This is a genomic window from Streptomyces sp. NPDC047061 (assembly GCF_040643955.1).
Classification (GTDB): domain Bacteria; phylum Actinomycetota; class Actinomycetes; order Streptomycetales; family Streptomycetaceae; genus Streptomyces.
On record NZ_JBEYVI010000023.1, the window covers coordinates 115261 to 135905 of the forward strand.

The 20645-nt window shown below is 71.2% G+C and carries 17 protein-coding genes; 11 read left to right on the forward strand and 6 right to left on the reverse strand.

Annotation, left to right across the window (positions count from 1 at the left end; genetic code table 11):
• Positions 1–59: 59 nt before the first annotated feature.
• The 4 genes from ABZ887_RS29260 (at position 60) to ABZ887_RS29275 (ending at position 5787) form a co-directional block, all read left to right on the forward strand.
• Complete coding sequence (locus ABZ887_RS29260; RefSeq protein WP_361295331.1) at positions 60–2729, forward strand: cellulose binding domain-containing protein; 2670 nt, start codon at positions 60–62, stop codon at positions 2727–2729.
• Positions 2730–2905: 176 nt separating this feature from the next.
• A complete protein-coding gene (locus ABZ887_RS29265) occupies positions 2906–3736 on the forward strand; it encodes an SDR family oxidoreductase (protein ID WP_361295334.1) in 831 nt (276 codons plus the stop codon).
• A 36-nt stretch (positions 3737–3772) separates the two neighbouring features.
• Positions 3773–4786 (forward strand): AraC family transcriptional regulator ligand-binding domain-containing protein, encoded by a 1014-nt coding sequence (locus ABZ887_RS29270; protein ID WP_361295337.1) that lies wholly within the window; start codon positions 3773–3775, stop codon positions 4784–4786.
• A gap of 62 nt (positions 4787–4848) precedes the next feature.
• The gene (locus tag ABZ887_RS29275; RefSeq protein ID WP_361295340.1) at positions 4849–5787 is read left to right on the forward strand and encodes an oxidoreductase; all 939 of its coding nucleotides are present in this window, start codon (positions 4849–4851) and stop codon (positions 5785–5787) included.
• Positions 5788–5895: 108 nt separating this feature from the next.
• Here ABZ887_RS29275 and ABZ887_RS29280 read toward each other — a convergent pair whose 3' ends face one another.
• Together ABZ887_RS29280 and ABZ887_RS29285 are read right to left on the reverse strand one after the other, a co-directional pair.
• The gene (locus ABZ887_RS29280) at positions 5896–7767 is read right to left on the reverse strand and encodes a rhamnogalacturonan lyase (protein ID WP_361295343.1); all 1872 of its coding nucleotides are present in this window, start codon (positions 7765–7767) and stop codon (positions 5896–5898) included.
• Positions 7768–7803: 36 nt separating this feature from the next.
• Entirely contained in the window at positions 7804–8763 is a 960-nt protein-coding gene (locus ABZ887_RS29285; RefSeq protein ID WP_361295346.1) for a YafY family protein, read from the reverse strand.
• A 63-nt stretch (positions 8764–8826) separates the two neighbouring features.
• Between ABZ887_RS29285 and ABZ887_RS29290 the strand changes: the two genes are divergently transcribed.
• Together ABZ887_RS29290 and ABZ887_RS29295 are read left to right on the forward strand one after the other, a co-directional pair.
• Positions 8827–9306 carry a hypothetical protein gene (locus ABZ887_RS29290; protein WP_361295349.1) on the forward strand — a complete coding sequence of 160 codons (480 nt, stop codon included), beginning with the start codon at positions 8827–8829 and terminating at the stop codon, positions 9304–9306.
• Complete coding sequence (locus ABZ887_RS29295; protein ID WP_361295352.1) at positions 9303–9770, forward strand: hypothetical protein; 468 nt, start codon at positions 9303–9305, stop codon at positions 9768–9770. Before ABZ887_RS29290 ends, ABZ887_RS29295 begins: the two co-directional genes overlap by 4 nt.
• Here ABZ887_RS29295 and ABZ887_RS29300 read toward each other — a convergent pair.
• A complete protein-coding gene (locus ABZ887_RS29300; RefSeq protein WP_361295355.1) occupies positions 9748–10542 on the reverse strand; it encodes a class I SAM-dependent methyltransferase in 795 nt (264 codons plus the stop codon). The genes ABZ887_RS29295 and ABZ887_RS29300 overlap by 23 nt on opposite strands.
• Positions 10543–10547: 5 nt before the next feature.
• Entirely contained in the window at positions 10548–10853 is a 306-nt protein-coding gene (locus ABZ887_RS29305; protein WP_361295358.1) for a 4a-hydroxytetrahydrobiopterin dehydratase, read from the reverse strand.
• 403 nt (positions 10854–11256) lie between these two features.
• On the opposite strand from ABZ887_RS29305, the gene ABZ887_RS29310 reads away from it, so the two are divergent.
• The 5 genes from ABZ887_RS29310 to narJ all read left to right on the forward strand — a co-directional run bounded on the left by ABZ887_RS29310 (position 11257) and on the right by narJ (position 18153).
• Entirely contained in the window at positions 11257–12120 is an 864-nt protein-coding gene (locus tag ABZ887_RS29310) for a helix-turn-helix transcriptional regulator (protein WP_361295361.1), read from the forward strand.
• A gap of 92 nt (positions 12121–12212) precedes the next feature.
• On the forward strand, positions 12213–13028 hold the full coding sequence (locus ABZ887_RS29315) for an SAM-dependent methyltransferase (RefSeq protein ID WP_361295364.1): 816 nt from the start codon (positions 12213–12215) through the stop codon (positions 13026–13028).
• A gap of 78 nt (positions 13029–13106) precedes the next feature.
• Entirely contained in the window at positions 13107–16160 is a 3054-nt protein-coding gene (locus ABZ887_RS29320; protein ID WP_361295367.1) for a molybdopterin-dependent oxidoreductase, read from the forward strand.
• The gene (locus ABZ887_RS29325; RefSeq protein ID WP_361295370.1) at positions 16160–17659 is read left to right on the forward strand and encodes a 4Fe-4S dicluster domain-containing protein; all 1500 of its coding nucleotides are present in this window, start codon (positions 16160–16162) and stop codon (positions 17657–17659) included. Before ABZ887_RS29320 ends, ABZ887_RS29325 begins: the two co-directional genes overlap by 1 nt.
• Positions 17659–18153, forward strand: coding sequence for a nitrate reductase molybdenum cofactor assembly chaperone (gene narJ, locus ABZ887_RS29330; protein WP_361295373.1), 495 nt, complete (start codon positions 17659–17661; stop codon positions 18151–18153). Before ABZ887_RS29325 ends, narJ begins: the two co-directional genes overlap by 1 nt.
• Before the next feature lie 54 nt (positions 18154–18207).
• Here the strand turns inward: narJ and dnaK are convergent, their stop codons facing one another.
• A complete protein-coding gene (gene dnaK, locus ABZ887_RS29335) occupies positions 18208–20064 on the reverse strand; it encodes a molecular chaperone DnaK (protein ID WP_361295376.1) in 1857 nt (618 codons plus the stop codon).
• A 140-nt stretch (positions 20065–20204) separates the two neighbouring features.
• Positions 20205–20630 (reverse strand): OsmC family protein, encoded by a 426-nt coding sequence (locus tag ABZ887_RS29340; RefSeq protein ID WP_189266630.1) that lies wholly within the window; start codon positions 20628–20630, stop codon positions 20205–20207.
• Between the last annotated feature and the right edge of the window lie 15 nt (positions 20631–20645).

Genomic DNA, 20645 nt, shown 5'->3' on the forward strand with positions numbered 1-20645 from the left:
CCCGGCGCTTCTCACCTCACGGAGTAAGCGCTTACCGCCTCTCTTGCGGAAGGACCCCTGTGCGAAGAACCCGCATCCTCACCGCCGTACTGGCCCTCGCGGCCGGGCTGCTCGTCGGAACCCCGCCCGCGCTCGCCGCCCGCACGACCGCGGACGTCACGCTCGCCGCGGACAGTTACACCTGGCACAACGCCCGGATCGACGGCGGCGGCTTCGTCCCGGGCATCGTCTTCAACCGCACCGAGAAGAACCTCGCCTACGCCCGTACCGACATCGGGGGTGCCTACCGCTGGTCGGAGTCGACGCAGACCTGGACACCGCTGCTGGACTCGGTCGGCTGGGACGAGTGGGGGCACACGGGGGTCGTCAGTCTCGCCTCCGACTCCGTCGACCCGGACAAGGTGTACGCGGCCGTCGGGACGTACACCAACGGCTGGGACCCGACCAACGGCGCCGTGCTGCGCTCCGCCGACCGGGGCGCCAGCTGGCAGAAGACCGACCTGCCGTTCAAGCTGGGCGGCAACATGCCCGGCCGGGGCATGGGCGAGCGGCTGGCCGTCGACCCGAACAAGGACAGCGTGCTGTATCTGGGCGCGCCCAGTGGCAAGGGGCTGTGGCGGTCCACGGACTCCGGGGTGACCTGGTCGCAGGTGACCGGCTTCCCCAACGTCGGGAACTACGTGCAGGATCCGACCGACACCAGCGGCTACGCCTCCGACAACCAGGGCATCGTCTGGGTCACCTTCGACGAGTCGACCGGGACTGCCGGTACGGCGACAAAGACGATCTACGTCGGGGTCGCCGACAAGGACAACGCGGTGTACCGCTCGACGGACGCGGGCGCGACCTGGACCAGGCTCGCCGGTCAGCCCACCGGGTACCTCGCCCACAAAGGCGTGCTGGACGCGAAGAACGGCTACCTCTACCTCGCCTACAGCGACAAGGGCGGGCCCTACGACGGCGGCAAGGGCCGGCTATGGCGGTACGGGACGGCGAGCGGCACCTGGACCGACATCAGCCCGGTGGCGGAGGCCGACACGTACTACGGGTTCTCCGGGCTGACGGTCGACCGGCAGCACCCCGGCACGGTGATGGCGACGGCGTACAGCTCCTGGTGGCCGGACACCCAGATCTTCCGTTCCACGGACAGCGGGGCAACCTGGACGAAAGCCTGGGACTACACGTCGTACCCCAACCGCTCGAACCGCTACACGATCGACGTCTCGTCCTCCCCCTGGCTGACCTTCGGTGCGAACCCGTCGCCGCCCGAACAGAGCCCGAAACTGGGGTGGATGACGGAGGCGCTGGAGATCGACCCGTTCAACTCCGACCGCATGATGTACGGGACGGGGGCGACGCTCTACGGCACCGGAAACCTGACGAAGTGGGACAGCGGCGGCCAGTTCACGGTCAAGCCGATGGTGCAGGGGCTGGAGGAGACGTCGGTCGACGACCTGGCCGCTCCCCCGTCCGGCGGGGCCCAGCTCTTCAGCGCGCTGGGTGACATCGGCGGCTTCCGGCACACGGACCTCACCAAGGTCCCGTCGATGATGTTCACTTCGCCGACCTTCACCACGACCACGAGCCTGGACTTCGCCGAGACGAACCCGAACACGGTGGTACGGGTCGGCGATCTCGACTCCGGCCCGCACATCGCGTTCTCGACGGACAACGGCGCCAACTGGTTCGCGGGGACGGACCCTTCGGGCGTGAGCGGCGGCGGAACGGTGGCCGCGGCCTCGGACGGCAGCCGCTTCGTGTGGAGCCCGGCCGGCACCGGCGTGCAGTACACGACCGGCTTCGGCACGTCCTGGTCGGCGTCGAGCGGCATCCCGTCCGGTGCGACCGTCGAGTCCGACCGGGTCGACCCGAAGACCTTCTACGGCTTCAAGTCCGGGAAGTTCTACGTGAGTACGGACGGCGGCGCGACCTTCACCGCGTCCGCCGCGACCGGTCTGCCGAGCGGTGACAGCGTCCGGTTCAAGGCGCTGCCGGGGACGAAGGGCGACGTGTGGCTGGCCGGCGGTGCGGCGGACGGCGCCTACGGCCTCTGGCACTCGACGAACGGCGGCGCGACCTTCACCAGGCTCGCGAACGTCGACCAGGCCGACACTATCGGCTTCGGCAAGGCGGCGACGGGAGCCTCCTACCAGACGCTCTACACCAGCGCTAAGATCGGCGGGGTCCGTGGCATCTTCCGGTCCACGGACGCGGGTTCGACCTGGACACGCATCAACGACGATGCCCACCAGTGGGGTTGGACGGGCGCGGCCATCACGGGTGACCCGCGCGTGTACGGCCGGGTGTACATCTCGACGAACGGCCGGGGTGTGATCTACGGCGACACGTCCGACACCGGCGGAGGTGGTGGAGGGGGCGGCGGAGGCGGTACGGATCCCGCGCCGTCCGGCGCCTGCTCGGTCGCCTACACCGTCACCAACCAGTGGACGGGCGGCTTCCAGGCGGACGTCCGCCTCACCAACACGGGCTCGGCGGCATGGAGCAGCTGGTCCCTCGGCTGGTCCTTCCCGAACGGGCAGACCGTCGGCCAGCTCTGGAACGCCGACTGGACCCAGTCCGGTGCGGCCGTGACAGCGAGGAACGTCAGCTGGAACGGCACGGTGGCACCCGGGTCGTCGGTGTCCTTCGGTTTCACGGGCACCTGGACCGGCAGCAACGCCGAACCGACGGCCTTCGCCCTGGGCGGCCAGACCTGCGCGGTCGCCTGACGGACGGCGGGGCGCGTGCCGCACCGGGCACGCGCCCCGCCCCATCCGGCGGGCGTGCGATCCGAGACGCGATGTGCGAGCAGGCCGCGTGGCGCGATCGGATTGAACGACGGCGTCATCCGTCACTGCGGCGGCAGGTGAGTATTCCTAGTGTGGTCGGCGAAAGGAGCGCCACCATGACCCAGACCATTCTTGTCACCGGCACATCCAGCGGACTCGGACGAGCAACCGCCAGACTCTTCCGGTCCCGAGGCTGGAACGTCGTCGCGACCATGCGCGACCCCGGCGCCGAACGGGAACTCACCGAACTCGACAACGTGCTCGTCGCCCGTCTCGACGTGCAGGATTCCGCATCCATCGATGCGGCCGTCGACGCGGCACCGACCCGCTTCGGCCGCATCGACGTGCTGGTGAACAACGCCGGCTACGGCGCCTACGGGCCGCTGGAGGCAACACCGCTCGACAAGATCCGCCGGCAGTTCGACGTCAACGTCTTCGGCCTGCTCGCCACGACGAAAGCACTGCTGCCGCATTTCCGTGCCAACAGAAGCGGCACCATCGTCAATATCTCATCGATGGGCGGACGCGTCACCTTCCCTCTGGGCACCCTCTATCACGGCAGCAAATTCGCCGTCGAAGGGATCTCGGAAGCCCTCCAGTATGAATTGACCGAAATCGGTGTGCGCGTCAAGATCGTCGAGCCGGGCAATATCAGGACCGATTTCGGCGGACGATCCTTCGACTTCAGCAACGATCCGTCCCTGCCGGAGTACCAGCCCATGATCGAGGCGGTTTTCAGCGCCTTCGGTTCGATGACCGCACAGGCACCGGAGCCCGAGATCATCGCCGAGACCGTTCACCAGGCCGTGACCGACGACACCGACACACTGCGGTACGTGGCGGGCGCCGACGCCGAGCACCTTTTGAAGGCGCGCGCCGGTGCCGATGACGCCACGTTCTTCGCGGGAATGCGCGCACAGTTCGGCCTCGGCGCCACAAACGCGTGATAAATTAGCACAGGGAATTTCCTCGACCGACGGCAGATGATGCACATGCAGAGCTATTCACTGGACGTGACATGGCGCGCCGTTCTGAGGGATCTCGGCGTCGTACCCGCCAACGTGCTGCGCCGCGCCGGGCTTGCCGAGGACCTGTTCGTGCAGCCGTCGGCGAAACTCGCGCCCGGCGACTACTACCGCCTGTGGAACAGCGTCGAGGCCGAGACCAAAGATCCGTTCTTCCCCATCCGGCTGTGCGAGATGTTCCGCGCCGAGTCGTTTTCCCCGCCGTTGTTCGCGGCATTGTGCAGCCCCGATTTCGTGGTCGCCGCCCAACGGATCGCGCAGTACAAGAGATTGATCGCGCCGATGCGCATGACCGTGTCGGAGGCGGATTCGGTCGTCGCAGTCGAACTTTCCTGGCTCGACGGCGCGCCACCGCCTCCCGCCTCGCTGGCGATGATGGAACTGCTGTTCTTCGTGACCCTCATTCGCATCGGAACTCGCGAGGAGGTGAGCCCGGTCGAGGTGACCACCACAGCGCTGACAGAAGTGATGCAGCCGTATGAGGAATTCCTCGGTATTCCTCTTCGGACAGGCCCCGCTCACCGGGTCGCGTTCGCCCCCGCCGACGCGACCCTGCCGTTCCTCACCCGGAACGAGCCGCTGTGGGCCGCTTTCGAGCCCGAGCTGCGCCGACGCCTCGCCGATCTGGAGGCATCGGCGACGACCGCCGAACGGGTTCGAGCGGCCCTGCTGGAGACATTGCCGAGTGGATCGACGTCGATGGACACGATCGCGCGAAAGCTGACGCTCAGCAAACGCACGCTGCAGCGCCGCATCGAGGCAGAGGACACCAGTTACCAACGCATCCTCGACACCACGCGGAACGATCTGGCCAGGCACTACCTCGTGAACACCGATCTGTCGATCGCCGAGGTTTCGTTTCTCCTCGGTTTCAGCGAGCCGAATTCTTTTTACCGGGCGTTTCGCATGTGGACCGGCACGACCCCGGACACGCTTCGACGCACCCGGGACCCGCAGGCGTCGTCGCACTGAATTCCACGCGATGTTCCCGCCACCCGACTTACCTGGTTGAACAACCCGTTCGGAGACAAGAAATGAGCTGGACCGCACACGACATTCCCGACCAGAACGGCCGCACGGTCGTCGTCACCGGCGCCAACGGCGGGCTCGGGCTGGTGACCGCAAAGAAGCTGGCGGCGAAGGGGGCGCACGTCGTGATGGCCGTGCGCGACCAGAAGAAGGCCGCCGCCGCGGTCCAGGAGATACGGGCGGCCCTCCCGGTCGCCTCACTGGAACTGGTGGCCCTCGACCTGTCCTCGCAGGCCTCCGTGAAGGAGGCCGCCGCACAGATCCTGGCCGCCCACGACGGCCTCGACCTCCTGGTCAACAACGCGGGCGTGATGGCGATCGCCGAGACGCGCACGGTCGACGGCTTCGAGATGCAGTTCGGTGTCGACCACCTGGGCCACTGGACGCTGACCGCCCTCCTGCTGCCCGCACTGCTGCGTACGCCCGGGTCCCGCGTGGTGACCGTGACCAGCACCGCCCACCACATGGGCCGTGCCGTCGACGTGGCCAACCCCCACCTGGAGGGCCGCTACGGGCCCTGGCGCGCCTACGGCCAGGCGAAGCTGGCCAACTTCCACTTCGGGCTCGGGCTCCAGCGCGAACTGGAGCGGGCGGGCGCGGGCACCGCCAGTCTGATCGCACACCCCGGACTGTCCGACACCGACCTGCAGTCGGTCAGCGTGGAGGGCTCGGGCGGCGGCGTCTCCCAGCGGTTCTTCCACACCATGGCCCGGCGCACCGGCATGTCCCCCGACGACGGCGCGCTGCCGCAGCTGCGCGCCGCCACCGACCCGGCGGCCAAGGGCGGCGAGTTCTACGGACCGTTGTTCATGAACAACGGCGCTCCGGTCCGCAGGCCGGTCCTGCGCAGGTTCGGGATGGACCGGGCCATAGCGAAGCTCTGGGAGGTGTCCGAGCGCGAAACCGGTGTCGCGCTCGACGTGCACGCCTCGGCCGGGGCGTGACCGGACCACTCCCGGCGGACCACTCCCGGCGGGCGTCGGCCGGGTGTTGCGGCGCCGCGGCCCGCCGGGGCGGACGGCACGTCAGCATCTCCTTCCGGAGAGTTCGGGTCAGGGCGTGTACACGGCCGGCCGGGGTGCCGTCGTCATCCCGTCGCCGATGAAGAAGCTCGGGTGGGGCGGCTGGTTGTAGGCCGTGTTCTGCCAGGCCAGGGCCGTGCGGTACTGGGTGTCGTGGAGCAGGGTCGTGATCTTCGTGCTCGTCTCGTACGGGGTGGAGTAGATCCGCAGGGCCGTGTTGTCCGTCGTCGCCCAGACGACCTCCTCACGCCAGTCGCCGAGGATGTCCCCGGCGAGCGCCGGGGTGGCCTTGGTGCTGTTGTCCGAGTGAACGCCGGTGGCGCTGAGGAGGCGGGTGTCGGCGGAGGTGCCGTACTTGTCGATGTGGGTGTCGTCGAGGAGTTCGCGGACCGGGTCGCCGTCCCACCAGGCGAGGAAGTTGGTGCTGGAGGGCTTGCGGCTCGCGACCACCGTGCCCTGCGGGTTGCGTACGCCGTCCGCGTGCGAGGACCAGGACTCGGCGCCCGCACTGCCCGCCCAGATGTCGCCCGCGACACCCCGGCCGTTGTCGCCGTTCGGATCGGTGGACCAGAGGATCTCACCCGTCTTCGCGTCGGCCATCCAGGAGGACGGCTTGGAGCCGTCCTCGTCGACCTTGAACTCCTCCAGGCCGGGGCGGGAGGGGTCGAGGTCGCCGACGTGCATGGCGTCGCCGTGGCCGTTCTTCGTCGTCCACAGACCGGAGCCGTTGTCGTCGACGGCCATCGAGCCGTACACGATCTCGTCCTTGCCGTCGCCGTCGACGTCGGCGATCGACAGCTGGTGGTTGCCCTGGCCGTCGTAGCCCTTGCCGGTGTTGGTGGAGGAGTTGGTGTCGAAGGTCCAGCGGCGGGTGAAGGCGCCGTTCCGCCAGTCCCACGCGGCGATGACGGTACGGGTGTAGTAGCCCCGCGCCTCGATCAACGAAGGCCTGGATCCGTCGAGATACGCCGTGCCGGCGAGGAAGCGGTCGACGCGGTTGCCGTAGGAGTCGCCCCACGACGACACCGTGCCGCGCGCCGGGACGTAGTCGACCGTGCCCATCGCGCTGCCGGTCCGACCGTCGAACATGGTCAGGTACTCGGGGCCGGACAGGACGTACCCGCTGGAGTTGCGGTGGTCGGCGGTGGAGCTGCCGATCACGGTGCCGGTGCCGTCGACCGTGCCGTCCGCCGTCTTCATGGCGACCTCGGCCCTGCCGTCGCCGTCGTAGTCGTACACCTGGAACTGGGTGTAGTGCGCGCCGGAGCGGATGTTGCGGCCCAGGTCGATGCGCCACAGGCGGGTGCCGTCGAGCTTGATGCCGTCGAGGATCGTGTCGCCGGTGTAGCCGGACTGGGAGTTGTCCTTGGCGTTCGTCGGCTGCCACTTGAGGACGAAGTCGAGTCGGCCGTCGCCGTCGAGGTCGCCGACCGAGGCGTCGTTCGCCTCGTAGGTGTAGGAGACACCGTCGGGGGTGGTGCCGCCCGCGGGCGGGGTGATCGGGACGTCCTTGTAGCCGGCGCGGAACTGGACGGCGTGGACCGAGTCGGTCTGCTCGACACCGCCCACGATCGCGCGGACCGTGTAGTCGGCCTGGGCCGGGGCGCCGGCGTGGAAGTAGTTCGTGGAGCCGGTGATGGGGCTGGAGTTGACCTTCGTACCGGCGCGGTAGACGTTGAAGGAGACGTCGTCGGGGTCGGTGCCGAGCCAGCGCCAGCTGACCAGGTTGCCGGCGTCGGTGTGGACGCTGACCACGCCCCGGTCGAGGGCTTCGACCTGGCGGGCGGTGGCCGCTTCGGCAGTGGCGGGCGAGAGTGCGGTGAGGCCGGCGGCGATCAGGGCGGCCACGGCGGTCAGGACCGCCGGGACGGCAGAGCGGCGTCTGCGATGCGGGTGCTGCACGTGAGGTGCCTTCCGGGAGATCGGACGGGTCCTCTGTCAGTCGGCGCCGCCGTCCCCGCGGCTGCCGTATCTTTCGGCCAGTTCGGCGATCGTTCGGGCGATGCGTGCGCGCAGCTCGGGCGGGGCGAGGACCTCGATGTCCGTGCCCAGGCGCAGGAATTCGGCTGCCGCGTGATCGAGCGACTCGACGGGGACGCGGGCCACGGTCCAGGCGTCGGCGTCCCGAGCGTCGACCGGCACCGCCCTGGGGAGCGTCACGCCCGGCGCAAGCCGGACCAGGGCCTCGCCGCCGCCCTCGTAGAGCCGTGCGTGGAAGTCGCGTTGGTAGGCGGTCCAGTGGGCGGCCAGGTCGAAGCCCTCGGGGCGATCGAACTCCGCGTCCAAAAGGGTCAGTTCGAGGATCTGGTCGACGCGGTAGGTGCGCGGGCCGGGGGCCGCCACGACGTACCAGCGGCCCGCCTTGAGGACCAGTCCGTACGGTTCCAGGCGGCGGCGCACCTCGGTCGGCTCGCGCCAGCGGCGATAACGGACGTCCAGGGCACGGCCGTTCCAGACCGCTTCGGCCACCGCCGGGAGGTACGGCGTCTCGTCGGTGTCCGCGTACCAGCCGGGGGCGTCGAGGTGGAAACGGCCGCTGATCCGGTCGGCGTGCGCGCGCAGCTCCGGCGGCAGGGCGGCGCGGACCTTGAGCTGGGCGGCGGCCAGCACCGGGCCGAGCCCGAGGTCGGCCGCGGGGCCGGGGGCGCCGGCCAGGAAGAGGGCCTCGGCCTCCCCGGTGGTGAGGCCGGTGAGGCGGGTGCGCCAGCCGTCGAGGAGGCGGTAGCCGCCGGCGTGACCAGCGTCGCCGTAGAGCGGGACGCCGGCGGCGCTCAGGGCCTCGACGTCCCGGTAGACCGTGCGGGCGGACACCTCCAGCTCCGCGGCGAGCTGGGCGGCGGTCATCCGGCCCCGGGCCTGGAGCAGGAGGAGGATGGCGACGAGCCGGCTGGACTTCACCGTCCCAGGATCCCCGACTCCACTGACAGGAGATGTCAGTGAAGTGGACCTAGCGTCCCGTCCATGAGCTTCACGGAGAAACTGCTGACCGTGCCGCCGCCGATCACGGTGGCCGGCCGGCACGTCAAGCGCTACCACGTCACCGCCGATCCCGCGGGCATCGCGCCCGAGGTCGAGGAGGCGGCGTACGCGATCCTGCCCGACCTGCTCCCGGAGCCGGACGGCACCCCGCCGGCGACCTTCGTCGTCCTGCACCGGGGCGGGGACAGCGGCGCCTACCTCAACGCGTACAGCTGGGTGTGGGACAACGTGCTCCACTTCCGGGGCGCCGCGGCGGGCCAGCCGGTGCTCGGCTGTCCGGACCAGGACCCGGCGCACTTCGTCGAGCCCGGTCGGCCCTGGATCGGCTGCGTCTGGGAGCTGCCGCCGATCCAGCACGAGCGGGACGCCTGGGTACGGCACCTGCTCACGCCCGAAGTGCCCGACCTGGAGGCCTACCTGGCCGACTCCCTGCCCGAAGGAACCACCGGAGGCCGCGCATGAGCACCCCGAACGACTTCGACTTCCTCCACGGCGACTGGGCGGTCCGCAACCGTCGCCGTACCGACTTCCTCGACCCGGACGGCACATGGGTGGAGTTCCCCGCCGTCACCCGCTGCCGGCCGCTGTTCGACGGCGCCGCCAACATCGACGAGATCGACATGCCGTATCTGGGCGCGAAGGGCGTGACCCTGCGGCTCTTCGACCCGGAGGCCGGACAGTGGTCGCTGAACTGGGCGGCGAGCCGAAGCGGGAAGCTGTTCCCGCCGGTCGTCGGTCGGTTCGACGGCGCCCACGGGGAGTTCTACGGCGACGACACCTACGACGGCAAGGACGTCCGGGTGCGGTTCGTGTGGTCGGGGATCTCCCCCACCGGTGCGCACTGGGAGCAGGCGTTCTCGGTGGACGGCGGGGAGACCTGGGTGACCAACTGGACGATGGACTTCAGCAGGCCGCCGGTTTCCTGAACGCCCGTACGGCGAAGCGGGGGTCGGGGCGGCGCCGGTCCTGGTCGGGCAGGGCCGCCAGCCGGTCGGCGAAGTCCTCGGCGCGGGGGTCGTCGGGCGGGAGCATCGTGAACCAGCCGCGCCGCAGGTCGGCGAGGGTGGAGCGGGGGCTGCGGCCCTGGCCGACGCCGGTGAAGGCGGCCTTCCCCGCGGGCAGCAGGCCGCTCGCCAGGGCGTACGCGCCCACGTCCGCGGCGGCGTCGGACGCCGGGCGGCGCGGGCGGGCGGCGAGGACGGCGTCGATGTCGCTGCCGACGTCGTGCGCGGCGGCCTTGTCGACCGTGGTGACGTACACCCCACCGGGCCGCAGTACCCGCGCACACTCGGCGACGATCGCGCGGACCTCGGCGGTGTCCGCGATGAGGTGGAGCAGCCACACGGTCGTGACGGCGTCGAACGTCGCGTCGGCGAAGGGGAGTTGACGGCTGTCGGTCAGCAGGACCGAGCCCGGCAGCCGGGCCGCCGCCATCCGTGCCATGCCGGGTGCGCGGTCCGCGCCGGTGACCCGGAGCGCGGGGCGGGCGGCGGCGAGCCGACGGGTGACGATGCCGGTGCCGCAGGCGAGGTCGAGGAGACGGGCGGGGCGACGGGGGTGAGCGGGGCTCTCGGTGCTGCCGGGGCCGTGGCTGCCGTCGGGTATCAGGGTGAGGACGGCGTCGGCGGCCGCCTCGGCGCGGGCCTCGCCGCCGCGTGTCGCGTCGTAGCCGCCGGCTTCCTTGTCGTAGTCGAGCACATGGCTCAGTGTGCGCCGTGGCCTGGGGCGATGTCCTCCACTCTGTGGGCGAGTTCGAAGTCCTTGGCGGTGACGGCGCCGCCCACGCTGTGGGTGTTCACGGTGAGGGTGACGGTGTTGTACCCGAGGGTGAGGTCGGAGTGGTGGTCGAGTTCGTCCTGGATGTGGGCGATGTGCACGACGAGGGCGAGGGCCGCGAAGTGCGAGTCGAGGCGGTAGGCGCGGGCGAGCCGGTCGCCGTCCAGCGACCAGCCGGGCAGCTCGGCCAGCCGGTCCTCGATCTCCTGCTGCGACAGCGGTGCGACGGCCATGGTGCGGCTTCCTTCCCGGTGACCTGCGAGTTCGTACGTGCGGTCAGCCTCCCATGAACAGGCCTTCCGGGCCGCGAGGACGGTGCGAGGACGATCGCGTGTCCGGGTCCTCGGCCACGGTCGTCGGCATGGCCTTTGCCGCGCCCGGTCCCGCCGCCACCCCGACCGCCCCCGACGTCAAGGACGTCGGCCCGCTGCCGCGCGCGCACCCTGCGCGAGCGGCGCCTGTCCGGCGCCGGCCGGCGAGCCCACGGAAACCCCCGAATCCGGCCGCGGCCCCGGCCACCGCCAAGTACCTCAACTCGACGGTAAGTTGACGGAAGTAGTTCCCTCGACCAGGTGTGCGACGCGGCATCGCGTGACACACTGCTCCCCGTACTTGGGCACGTAGGGGAGGCGTGGCGTGAGTGAGCGGCGTGCTGCGCCCACGGTCGGGCAGGTCGTGCTCGGCAAGCGGCTGCAAGAGCTGCGCGAGGCGGCTGGCCTGGGGCGGGACGAGGCGGCACGGGTGCTGCGGGTGGCGCAGGCGACCGTGCGGCGGATGGAGATGGCCGAGGTCGCGCTGAAGATCCCGTACATCCAGGTGCTGCTGGAGACGTACGGGGTGGCCGAGGAGGAGCAGGCCGCGTTCGTGCGGCTGGCCGAGGAGGCCAACCAGCCGGGCTGGTGGCAGCGGTTCCACGACGTGCTGCCGGACTGGTTCAGCCTGTACGTGAGCCTGGAGGGCGCCGCCCGGGTCATCCGCTCCTACGAACCGCACTTCTTCCCCGGCCTGTTGCAGACCGAGGCGTACGCGCGGGCCGTGATGGAGGCCGGGACGATCGGCCACAGCGACCCCACCGCCGTCGAGCGGCACGTGGCGCTGCGCATGACCCGGCAGCGGCTGCTGGAGCAGGACGATCCGCCCCACCTGTGGGTGATCATGGACGAGACGGTGCTGCGGCGCCCGGTGAGCATCCACTGCGAGGTGATGCGCGACCAGGTCGACAAGCTCCTCGCCTACATCGAGCGGGACCGGATAACGCTCCAGCTCGCCGAGTTCGCGAGCGGCCCGCACCCGGGGACGTACGCGCCGTTCACGCTGTTCCGGTTCGCCGAGCCGGAGCTGCCCGACATGGTCTTCACCGAGTATCTGACCGGCGCCCTCTACCTGGACTCCCGTGACGAGGTCGGGGCGCATCTGGAGGTGCTGGACCACATGACGGCCCGGGCGGCCTCGGCGCAGCGGACCGAGGAGCTGCTGCGCGAGTACCGGGACAAGATCTGAGCGGGAGTACCGCGACAGACCCTGCGCGGACGTAGCGCGACAAACCCTGAGCGGGAGCACCCCGACAAACCCTGATCCGAGGAGCACAGACTGTGACCGCACCCGAGCCCGCCCCGATCTCGATCGACACGAGCCGGCCGCACCCGGCGCGGGTGTACGACTGGTGGCTGGGCGGCAAGGACAACTACCCGGTGGACGAGGAGCTGGCCCGGCGGATCCTCGCCGTGGACGGCACCGTGCTGCGCGGAGCCCGTGCCAACCGCCGGTTCATGCAGCGGGCCGTGCGGACCGTCGCCGAGTCCGGCACCCGCCAGTTCCTGGACATCGGCACGGGCATCCCGACCGAGCCGAACCTGCACCAGGTGGCGCAGGGCGTGGCCGCGGAGTCGAAGGTGGTGTACGCGGACAACGACCCGATCGTGCTGCGCCACGCGGAGGCCCTGCTGCGGGGCACGGACGAGGGCAGCACCGCGTACGTGCACGCCGACGTCCGGGACGTCGACACCCTGCTGGCCCGGGCCGCCGAGACCCTGGACTTCAAGGAGCCCGTCTCGCTGTCGCTGGTGGCACTGACCCACTACCTCGGCGACGACCCGGACGGCGACGACGTGTACGGCCTGCTGCGCCGCTACGTCGAGGCGCTCGCGCCCGGCAGCCACCTGATCCTGTCCCAGGTCACCCCTGACCTCAGCCCGGAGGCGATGGAGCAGGCGGCCGCGAACTTCCGGCGCAGCGGGACGCCCTTCCACCCGCGTGCGCTGCCCGACTTCTACCGCTTCTTCGACGGCCTGGAGCTGCTCGGCCCCGGGGTCATCCCGGTCTCCGGCTGGCGTCCGGAGCCGGTGGACGTGGCCATCCAGGCGGAGGGCATCGTGCCGGTGTACGGCGGGGTCGCCCGCAAGGTCTGACCCGTCCGGGTGCCCTGAACAGGTGCGTTCCCGGGCCCGCCCCTAGCGTCGAAGCGACGGGTGAGCGAGGGAGCGGACGTGACCGACACGCGGACACCGCCGAAGGAGCCGGGGGCGGCGCTGCTGAGCGCCGCCCGGTTCTTCCGGCCCGGCACGCCCGCGCCCGGTCCGCACGGCGTGGCCCTGCCCGGCGGCCGGGAGGCCGGCGGCCAGGAGGCGGACGCCCGCCACCGCGAGGCCTTCTCCCGGTACGCGTACCCGCCGCCGGCCCGGGTGCGCCGTCCGTACGTCCGGGGCGTGCTCCTGGAGATGTACCGGGAGGCGAAGCGACGGCTCACGGACCCGGTGCTGGCCTGGGCCGACATCCAGAACGACCCGGAGCGCCGCCGCCGTTACCAGCGGGCGCGCGGCAAGAGCGGTCTGGTGCGCGCGAGTTGGGACGAGGCGGTGGAGATCGCCGCCGCCGCGCAGGTGCACACGATCAGGACGTACGGCCCGGACCGCATCGCGGGCTGCTCCCCCGACCCGACGGTGTCGACGGTGTCGCACGCGGCCGGCGCCCGCTACCACTCCCTCATCGGCGCCCCGATGCTCTCCTTCCACGACTGGTACGCCGGGCTGCCGGTGGCCTGGCCGCGGGTCTTCGGCGACCGGACGGACGGACCGGAGTCGGACGACTGGTGGGACGCGGCCTATCTGATGATGTGGGGCTCGACCGTCCCGGTGACCCGCGCCCCGGACGCGCGCCGGATGGCGGAGGCCCGCTACCGCGGCCAGAAGGTCGTGGTCGTCTCCCCCGGTCACGCGGGCCACGCCAGGTTCGCCGACGAGTTGCTGCACCCGCACCCAGGGACGGAGGGCGCGCTGGCCCTCGCGATGGGCCACGTGGTGCTCAAGGAGTTCTTCGTCGACCGCGAGACGCCGTTCTTCGCGGACCACGTACGGAAGTTCACCGACCTGCCGTTCCTGGTGACGCTCACCGAGCGGGCGGGAGCGTACGTGCCCGGCAGGTTCCTGCGCGCCGCCGACCTCGGCCAGGACGGCGAGGGCGCCGAGTGGAAGACGGTCGTCCTGGACGCCGCCTCCGGCCGCGCGGTCGTCCCGGACGGCTCCCTCGGCTTCCGCCGGACGGACGCCGGCATGGGCCACCGGAACCTCGGACCGGGCTCCGTCGAACCCCAGTTGACCTTGTACGGGAGTGCGGTCACGGCCGGGGTCGAGGTGCTGCTCCCGCGCTTCGACACGGACGGCGGTGCGCACGGGCAGGGCAGCGGGGGCGTCCTGCGGCGCGCGGTGCCGGCGACCCGCCTCGGCGGCGCGGACGGCCCGCTGGTGACGACCGTCCACGACCTCCTGCTCGCCCAGTACGGTGTGTGGCGGCACGGCCTGCCGGGCTGCTGGCCCACCCACTACGACGACGCCGACGCCCCGGGCACCCCCGCCTGGCAGGAGCGGCACACCTCGGTCCCGGCCGCCAGGTGCGTGAAGATCGCCCGGGAGTTCGCCCGGACCGCCGAGCGCTCCCAGGGCCGCTGCGTGATCCTGACAGGCGCCGGCACCGACCACTGGTTCCACTCCGCGACCATCCACCGCGCCTTCCTGGCCCTGCTCCAGCTAACCGGCTGCCAGGGCCGCAACGGCGGCTGGGCGCACCACACGGGCCAGGAGAGGTGCCACTCGGTGACCGGCGGGGCCCGCCTTGCCTCCGCCGGCGACCGGTCCCGGCCGCCGCGCCGGATGGCCGGCACCGCCTACTGGTTCTTCCACACCGACCAGTGGCGCTACGACCGGTTCGGCGCCGACGTCCTGGCCTCACCGCTCGGCGAGGGCAGGCTCACCGGGATGACCGGCGCCGACTGCCTGGCGCTGTCGGCCCGTTCGGGCCGGCTGCCGTCGTACCCGACCTTCGACCGCAACCCCCTCGACCTGGGCGGGGCTGCCGGCGATCCGGTGGCCGGGGCGGTCGCCGAACTCAAGGCGGGAACCCTGAAGTTCGCGTACGAGGATCCCGACGCCCCGCGGAACTGGCCGCGCGTCCTGACCCTGTGGCGGGCCGACCTCCTCGGCTCGTCGACGACGGGCGCCGAGTACGTCACCAGGCACCTCCTCGGCACGCACTCCTCCCTGCGCGCCGAGGAGGCGGGCCCGGACCGCCGCCCCCGGGACGTGACCTGGCGGGACGAGGCACCCGAGGGCAAGCTCGACCTGCTCCTCTCCCTGGACTGCCGGCAGACCCCCTCCACCCTGCTGTCGGACGTCGTGCTGCCCGCCGCCACCTGGTACGAGAAGCACGACCTCTCGCCCACCGACCTGCATCCCCACGTGCACGCCCGCACCCCGGCCGTGGACCCGCCCTGCCAGGCGCGAACCGACTTCGACGCCTTCAGGGCGCTCGCGGAGCAGCTGAGCGAGCTGGCCGTGCGCCATCTCGGGGTGCGCAGGGACCTGGTGGCCGCGCCGCTGGCGCACGACACCCCCGGCGAGACCGCCCGGCCCGGCGGGGTGGTGCGGGACTGGAGGCGCGGGGAGTGCGAGCCGGTGCCCGGGGAGACCATGCCGAGCCTGGTCGTGGTCGAGCGGGACTACCCGGCGATCGGGGCCGAGTTCGCGGCGCTCGGCCCGCCGGTGGAGCAGCCGGGCACTGCCGACGGCCGGCTCCCCGGCCGCCGGCACTTCTTCCTCGACCACGACTGGATCCACGAGCTCGGCGAGGCGCTGCCGGTCTACCGGCCGCCGCTGGACATGAACAGGCTGCTCGGCGAGCCACGCCTCGGCCCGGACGGGCAGCGGGAGGTGACGGTCCGTCGCCTCACCCCGCACGACAGGTGGTCGATCCACTCCGCGTCCCCGGACGACCTGTTCATGCTCGCGCTCTCCCACGGCGGCCGGCACATCTGGATGTCCCCGCAGGACGCGGAAGCGATCGGGGTCGGGGACGGCGACTGGGTCGAGGCGGTCGACCGCAACGGAGTGGTGGCGGCCCGGGCGGCCGTCTCGCACCGGATCCCGGCCGGCACGGTCCACGCGGACCACGCCCAGCCGTCCGGGGCCTTCGACCAGCTGGGCCAGACGGGCAACGAGCGCGACGAGGTGACGGTGATCCGCCGCCGGGCGCAGGAGGTCGAGCACTGATGCGCCCGATGGCCCAGATCGCGATGGTCATGAACCTGGACAAGTGCATCGGCTGTCACACCTGTTCGGTCGCCTGCAAGCAGGCGTGGACCGACCGGCGGGGCATGGAGCACGTCTGGTTCAACAACGTCGAGACCCGGCCCGGCCAGGGCTATCCACGCCGCTACGAGGACCAGGAGAGGTGGCGCGGCGGCTGGCAGCTGAACCGGCGGGGCGCACTGAGGCTGAAGGCGGGAGGCCGCCTGCACAGGCTGGCCGGGATCTTCACCGACCCCGGGCTGCCGGAGATCGAGGACTACTACGAGCCCTGGACGTGCGAGTACCGCGACCTGGCCGGCGCCCCCGCCCCGTACGACCTGGACCCGATGGTCGAACGCGCCCGCCGACGCGCCTCCGAGCAGGTGCGGTTCGCGTTCGAACAGACCTTCATGTTCTATCTCCCGCGCATCTGCGAGCACTGTCTCAACCCGTCGTGCGTGACCGCCTGTCCGTCCGGGGCGATGCACAAGCGGGCCGAGGACGGCATCGTGCTGGTCGACCAGGACCGGTGCCGGGGCCGGCGGATGTGCGTGACCGGCTGCCCGTACAAGAAGGTCTACTTCAATGACGCCACCGGCAAGGCCGAGAAGTGCACGCTGTGCCACCCGCGGATCGAGGCCGGTCTGCCCACGGTCTGCTCCGAGACCTGTGTGGGCCGGCTGCGCTACCTCGGGGTGGTCCTCTACGACGCCGACCGGGTGACGGCGGCGGCCGAGACCAAGGACGAGAAGGCCCTGTACGAGGCCCAGTTGGGCGTCTTCCTCGATCCCGAGGACCCTGCCGTGCGACAGGCCTGTAGGGCGGCGGGCATCCCGGACGACTGGACGGAAGCGGCCCGCCGCTCCCCCGTCCACGCGTTGATCAGCACGTACCGGGTGGCGTTGCCCCTGCATCCGGAGTACCGCACGCTGCCCATGGTCTGGTACATCCCGCCGCTGTCCCCGGTCGTGGACGCGCTCTCCGAGACCGGCCACGACGGCGAGGACGCCGACAACCTGTTCGCGGCGATCGACACCCTGCGCATCCCGCTCGCCTACCTGGCCGAGCTGTTCACGGCCGGTGACACCGCCCCGGTCCGTGCCTGTCTGGAGAGGCTCGCGGCGATGCGCTCCCATATGCGGGCGCTCGGCCTGGGCGAGCAGCCGGCCCCGGCGATCGCCGCCGCTGCGGGCATGCGGCCGGAGGAGATCGAGGCGATGTACCGGCTGCTGGCGGTCGCCGAGTACGAGGACCGGTACGTGATCCCGACGGCGGCCGTCGGCGACGCCCGCCGCCTGGAGGAGTCCGTGCTGCCCGACGGGTGCAGCCTCGACTTCGACGGCGGCCCCGGCATGGGCGGTGACGGCCCCTTCGGCCAGGACCCGGGGCGGAGACTGCTCCCTGTGGTGTCGGTGCAGAACTTCCACGGTCTGCGCGGACGGCAGACCGCCGACACTCCCGACGAGGCGAAGGAGGACTGATGCCCTCGGACGCGGTGTTCTACCAGGCGGCGGCGCTCTGTCTGACCTACCCGGACGACGACTTCGTCGCCCGGCTGCCGCTGCTGCGCGAAGCCGCCCCGCAACTACGGGAGTTCACCGACCACGCGACGGTGACCCCACCGCAGGAGCTGGCCGCGCACTACGTGCAGGTCTTCGACTTCGAGAACCGGCACAGCCTCTACCTCAGCTGGTGGCAGGACGGCGGCACCCGCCGCCGGGGCATGTCCCTGGTCCGGTTCCAGGACGTCTACAAGGCGTACGGCATGGAGTTCACCGGTGAGGAGCTGCCGGACTTCCTGCCCGCCGTGCTGGAGTTCACGGCCCGCACCGGCAACACCGACCTGCTCACCGGGCACCGCGACTGCCTGGCCCGGCTCCGGTGCCGCCTCACCGAGTGCGGCACCCCGTACGCGTCCGTCCTGGACGCGGTCTGCGCCGCCCTGCCGGCCACGCCGACCGGCGCACGCCGATGACCACCCTTTCCGCCGCCGCGGCGCTCGGCTCCGACGGCGGAGTCCGGCGGTGCCTCACCCACCCGTGCCCCGCTCGTCGTCCACGATCTCGGCATCCACCACCCCCTCCTCCTCGGCCTCGGCCGCCGTCGTCCGCTGTTCCCCGGCCGAACCGCCGGCGGCAGCCGCCGCGTACATGGCCTGCCCCATCTGCTGGCTCACGCTCGCCAGTTTCTCCACCCCCTGCCGCAGCTCGGCGGTGTCGGCGTCCCGTTCCAGCAGCGCCTTGAGCTCGGCGACCGCCGCCGCCACGTCGGCCTTCGTGCCGTCCGGCACCCGCTCCTCGTTGTCCCGGACGAACTTCTCGGTCTGGTAGACGAGTTGCTCGGCCTGGTTGCGGGTCTCCGCGGCCTCGCGGCGCTTGCGGTCCTCCTCGGCGTACTGCTCGGCCTCCCGCATCATGCGGTCGATGTCGTCCTTCGGCAGGGCGGAGCCGCCGGTCACGGTCATCTTCTGCTCGCGGCCGGTCGCCAGGTCCTTCGCCGAGACGTGCATGATCCCGTTCGCGTCGATGTCGAAGGCCACCTCGATCTGGGGCACGCCGCGCGGTGCCGGCGGCAGACCGGTGAGGTCGAAGACGCCCAGCTTCTTGTTGTACGCGGCGATCTCCCGTTCACCCTGGTAGACCTGGATCCCCACCGAGGGCTGGTTGTCGGTCGCGGTCGTGAAGATCTCCGAACGCCGCGTCGGGATCGTGGTGTTGCGCTCGATGAGCTTGGTCATGATGCCGCCCTTGGTCTCGATGCCCACGGACAGCGGGGTGACGTCGAGCAGCAGGACGTCCTTGACGTCACCGCGGATGACACCTGCCTGGAGGGCGGCGCCGACCGCGACCACCTCGTCCGGGTTGACGCCCTTGTGCGGGTCCTTGCCGGTGAGTTCGCGGACCAGGTCGGTGACGGCGGGCATCCGGGTCGAGCCGCCGACCAGGATGACGTGGTCGATCGCCGACAGCGGCACGCCCGCGTCCTTGACGGCCTGGTGGAAGGGTTTCTTGCACCGGTCCAGCAGGTCGGCGGTGAGCTCCTGGAACTGGGCCCGGGTCAGCTTCTCCTCCAGGTGCAGCGGTCCCGCGGCGGAGGCGGTGATGTACGGCAGGTTGACCGACGTCTCCGTCGACGACGAGAGCTCGATCTTGGCCTTCTCGGCGCCCTCGCGCAGCCGCTGCACGGCCATCTTGTCGTTGCTCAGGTCGATGCCGTGCTGCCCCTTGAACCGCTGCACGAGATGCTCGACGATCCGCTGGTCCCAGTCGTCGCCGCCCAGACGCGTGTCGCCGTTGGTGGCCTTGACCTCGATCACCCCGTCGCCGATCTCCAGCAAGGACACGTCGAAGGTGCCGCCGCCGAGGTCGAAGACGAGGACGGTCTGCTCCTCGCCCCGGTCCAGGCCGTAGGCGAGCGCGGCGGCGGTCGGCTCGTTGATGATCCGCAGCACCTTCAGACCGGCGATCTCCCCGGCCTCCTTGGTGGCCTGCCGCTGGGCGTCGTCGAAGTACGCGGGTACGGTGATCACCGCGTCCGTGACGTCCTCGCCGAGGTAGGCCTCGGTGTCCCGCTTGAGCTTCTGCAGCACCCGCGCCGAAAGCTCCTGGGCCCGGAACCGGGTGCCGTCGACGCTCCCGCTCTCCGGGAACCGCCAGGCCGTGTCGCCCATGTGCCGTTTGACCGAGCGGGCGGTGCGGTCCACGTTGGTCACCGCCTGCCGCTTGGCGACCTCGCCGACCAGCACCTCGCCGTTCTTCGCGAAGGCCACGGCCGACGGGGTGGTGCGCGCCCCCTCGGCGTTGGCGACGACGGTGGGCTCACCGCCCTCCAGCAGGGCCACCACCGAGTTCGTCGTACCGAGGTCGATACCGACCGCACGTGCCATGTCCGTCCCCTCTCCGCCCGGGCGCTTCCCCGACTCCAGCACAAAACTTGAGCAGGCTGTTGTCAATGCCGGGTGCGCCGTAAACGACGCTGCCGCGCCCCTCCGGGAGGAGGAGCGCGGCAGCGCGGCGGGCAGGGCGCTCAGGCGAGCTTCGCGTCCAGGGTGATGGTGGTGCCGGTCAGGGCCTGGCTGACCGGGCAGTTCTTCTTGGCGTCCTCGGCGGCGGCGACGAAACCGTCCTGGTCCAGGCCGGGAACGGTGCCCTCGACGGTGAGGTGGATGCCGGTGATGCCGGTGCCGGGCTGGAAGGTGACGTCGGCGTTGGTGACCAGCTTGGCGGGCGGGGTGCCGGCCCCGGTCAGGGCGTGCGACAGCGCCATGGAGAAGCAGCTGGAGTGGGCGGCGGCGATCAGCTCCTCGGGGCTGGTCCTGCCGTTCGCCTCCTGGGAGCGCGAGGCCCACGTGACGGGCTGCTCGCCGATACCGGAGGAGTCGAAGGTGATGACACCGTTGCCCTCGGTCAGGCTGCCTTCCCAGACGGTGTGTGCGGTGCGCGTGGTAGCCACGGTTGTTCCTTTCGG

What these genes read in the sequence shown, in the direction of transcription:
- narJ (WP_361295373.1), top strand. Translation starts at nt 17,659, where the DNA reads ATGCCCTCGGACGCGGTGTTCTACCAGGCGGCGGCGCTCTGTCTGACC.
- ABZ887_RS29290 (WP_361295349.1), top strand. Translation starts at nt 8,827, where the DNA reads ATGAGCTTCACGGAGAAACTGCTGACCGTGCCGCCGCCGATCACGGTG.
- ABZ887_RS29265 (WP_361295334.1), top strand. Translation starts at nt 2,906, where the DNA reads ATGACCCAGACCATTCTTGTCACCGGCACATCCAGCGGACTCGGACGA.
- dnaK (WP_361295376.1), bottom strand. Translation starts at nt 20,064, where the DNA reads ATGGCACGTGCGGTCGGTATCGACCTCGGTACGACGAACTCGGTGGTG.
- ABZ887_RS29305 (WP_361295358.1), bottom strand. Translation starts at nt 10,853, where the DNA reads ATGGCCGTCGCACCGCTGTCGCAGCAGGAGATCGAGGACCGGCTGGCC.
- ABZ887_RS29270 (WP_361295337.1), top strand. Translation starts at nt 3,773, where the DNA reads ATGATGCACATGCAGAGCTATTCACTGGACGTGACATGGCGCGCCGTT.
- ABZ887_RS29325 (WP_361295370.1), top strand. Translation starts at nt 16,160, where the DNA reads ATGCGCCCGATGGCCCAGATCGCGATGGTCATGAACCTGGACAAGTGC.
- ABZ887_RS29295 (WP_361295352.1), top strand. Translation starts at nt 9,303, where the DNA reads ATGAGCACCCCGAACGACTTCGACTTCCTCCACGGCGACTGGGCGGTC.
- ABZ887_RS29275 (WP_361295340.1), top strand. Translation starts at nt 4,849, where the DNA reads ATGAGCTGGACCGCACACGACATTCCCGACCAGAACGGCCGCACGGTC.